4 protein-coding genes are annotated in these 2,814 nt (G+C 60.0%); all 4 read right to left on the bottom strand.

All coding sequences use genetic code 11. From position 1 onward, the window contains the following. Window positions 1-503: 503 nt before the first annotated feature. Window positions 504-812 (bottom strand): hypothetical protein, encoded by a 309-nt coding sequence (locus tag ASD82_RS00030; protein ID WP_056713584.1) that lies wholly within the window; start codon window positions 810-812, stop codon window positions 504-506. Between the two features lie 59 nt (window positions 813-871). Further along, entirely contained in the window at window positions 872-1,174 is a 303-nt protein-coding gene (locus ASD82_RS00025) for a hypothetical protein (RefSeq protein WP_157599134.1), read from the bottom strand. A gap of 89 nt (window positions 1,175-1,263) precedes the next feature. Then, window positions 1,264-1,842: a hypothetical protein gene (locus tag ASD82_RS00020; protein WP_157599133.1), complete on the bottom strand. Its 579-nt coding sequence runs from the start codon at window positions 1,840-1,842 to the stop codon at window positions 1,264-1,266. Beyond that, window positions 1,742-2,152, bottom strand: a complete 411-nt coding sequence (locus ASD82_RS00015; protein WP_056713574.1) for a hypothetical protein — start codon at window positions 2,150-2,152, stop codon at window positions 1,742-1,744. The genes ASD82_RS00020 and ASD82_RS00015 overlap by 101 nt, the downstream gene beginning before the upstream one ends. Between the last annotated feature and the right edge of the window lie 662 nt (window positions 2,153-2,814).

Genomic DNA, 2,814 nt, shown 5'->3' with positions numbered 1-2,814 from the left:
GCTTGTCCAAAAGAGAAGTACCCAAGAGAAAACGACACCCCGCTTCCGCGCCTCGCAGGCATCGGGCAACCGCTCCTGCGTTGCCTCAACTCCGGCATCCATGCCGTCGCCTGCCTGCGAGGTCCGCGTGCGGGTTACGGGGTTTGTCGACAGTCCATCCATGGACTGACGCCAAACTAGTTCGCATCCATGCGAACCACCCTGCGGGCTGATCCTCCTCTCGCCCGCCGCTGCAGAGGGGCCCCGGGTAGAGCAGCGGGCCATCCTGGCCCGCACTCTTCAGAACAGCCAAAGCAGAGCCCAAGCCTCAGGCTACGACATGGCCGACGAACAAGACCAGGTGAAGCTGTTCTTCCGCCCCTTTTGTCCAGACGAAAACGCCATTCGACATTCGCTGTAACCCCGCAGCACTGACATGGCCCGACCAGCAGCGGCTCGCAAGCTCAAGAGAAAAGCCTCATGCGACTGGAGTCGACAGAAAGGTTTCCACGGATTGGTTGGCGCTATCGCAGCCAGGAAAAAAGAACGGACAGCGTGCGCCGACGCCTGACGAAAGTGCGATCAATGGCGCGATCCGGCAAGAGCAGCAAGCCAAGGAAGGCAACCAATACCACGCCAGGAATCAAGGCGGCAGATAGCTTGTCACCAAACGCTGTAGTGGGTGCGCCGTTGTAGACAATGGATGCACTTGAGTCCAAGGCGAGAAAGACGAAGTACACCAACATCATCCCGGCGCCAAGCATCCCCACCATGACCCCGAGACGGAAGACGCGGCGCCGCCGACGCATTTTCTTTAGAAGTCGTGTATCCATATGCCTAACGCTGGAGTGAAGCGGCACGCAGGTTTTCGCGCATCCGCTTGAACGGTTGGTTACGCGCCACCCGATTTCCTGGGCAGGCCGAACAAAAGACCTGAAAGGACTGCCAACGGCAATGTGACCACTACAGATAGTTCGTGCATCTTGCTGTATTCGAACACTTCCCTGGAAACCTCGGTGTAGCCACCTTTGGCGCCCAGGAAGTATTGGCTGGCCTCCACCTTGCCGCTCAACGCATCGCCGCCCACGCGATACGCCACTGCGGCAAACACCAGAAAATTGACAACTGCTAAAGCGATGAAAACGGTGTGTGCGACATGGAGAGCTGGATGGCGGGTAAAGATATTGGAGCGCATGCGCTTTCCCATTCTTCCTGACGAAGTTGTAGCGAAACCCGCGTCGATGCAGCCGAGAACCGCTGTATCCGCGTAGCTCTACGGAGTGGTCAGGCCGAAACCTGAGTTGACATGCCTTCCGGAAGCTTGCCCCGCCCGTGGAAGGTCAGGGCCGCTTCCGCTGCACATGCGACGAACGCCTCCCACTCGCTCATCTTGAACACCTCGGAGTCGTGAATGACATGTTTGGGCGTGGCGGAGCTCAGTCGTTCCCAGCCATCGTCCAGGCGCTTGAGTGACTGGATCTCATCTGCCGAAAAAACGGGCGAAGGAAAGTTGGCCTCGCAGATCGGACGGGTAATGAAGTCCTCCCATTGATTGAGCAACTCGCCCATACCCAGTCGTGGCTCGCTCTCGGCTTGATATTCCACCACCCACTCAACGTACTCGATGAGGCGGTTGCGGATACGTTGTTCCAGCACCAGAGGGTCCATGACATCCGTTGAAGTGGTTCGCGCAGAATTGGAAGCCTGACGCTGAGGTTGAGCGTCGGCGAAGTCGTTCGCCTTGATCAAGATGCTGGACGACTCACCAGAACCGCCACCAAGGCCGCCTTGTTTCTGTTGGTGAAGGGTTGCCGTCCGGATACGTAATGCGGTCGGCTTGCGGGTCATATACAGCCAGCCCATGCTTTCGTGCGAGCGCATGAACGAAGACGGATACGTATTCTGCTTTTGACCAGACAGACGGCATGATGACGTGCCCGGGAGAGCGATCGAGCGCACAGCTCCAGGGACAAAGATCGTGGTCGTCGACGAGGTCGTCCGGGATCGTGTCGATTTCGGGATGCTTCGCAGTCAGTTCGGCGTAGAAAGCGTCGACGGAGGCATGCGGCTCGATCTGGCATGCCTCGTCCTCGCACAAGCGTGCATAGAGCAAGCCGGCCTCCTTGTCCGTGAGGCGATCATGCGGATACCACACACCCAAATCGAAGCTCATCGACCCGCCCGCATGCTGGGCCCCGCATTGGGGGCATATGCCACGGATGTTCAGCGCTGGCCTGTTGCGCGTCAAGCAGACACCTCCCAAGGTTCGGCGGGCATTTGCCGGGCGAAGTAGTGCAACGAGCCTGAGGTGCGGGCTCGCTTTTGAACGCCTCCTTGAGGCCGAAATCAAGCCACTCACAGGGCTCCAAGGATCAAGAGCAAACCCCACCCCAACCCTTTCTGCGACCGAAGGAGGTCTCTTTAGGGGCAAGCGGGGGAGGGAGATAGGCGAGGCGCAGCCGCACGCCTCAAACGAACGACGCGCACCGTCACTCGTTTGTGCCCGTCGACAGCCCTGCCGACGGCACACTTTCCGCCTTCGCTCTTCGCTCTTCGCTTTTCAGCTCTCGCAACCGCGCAGCGGTTGCGCACCGAGTGCGGGCCACGATGGCCCGCTGCTCTGCCCGGGGCCCCTCTGCAGCGGCGAGTCGGGGTCGACAGGCCGCGCAGCGGGCATCGGCATGGATGCCGATGCCTTTTCGCCAGCACAGGGATGTGCTGTCGAAAAGCCCGACCCCGGCTCGCGAACTTTCCGGGCAGGAAGCCCGGAAAGCGCGGAAGCGGGGTGGCCTCTCTTTGGGCCACGTTTCTCTGGCCACACAGAGAAAGGTGGCT

The organism is Rhodanobacter sp. Root179 (genome assembly GCF_001428465.1).
Lineage (GTDB): Bacteria > Pseudomonadota > Gammaproteobacteria > Xanthomonadales > Rhodanobacteraceae > Rhodanobacter.
Note: the sequence above shows the minus strand (reverse complement) of the source record. Positions and strands in the feature narration are given on the sequence as shown.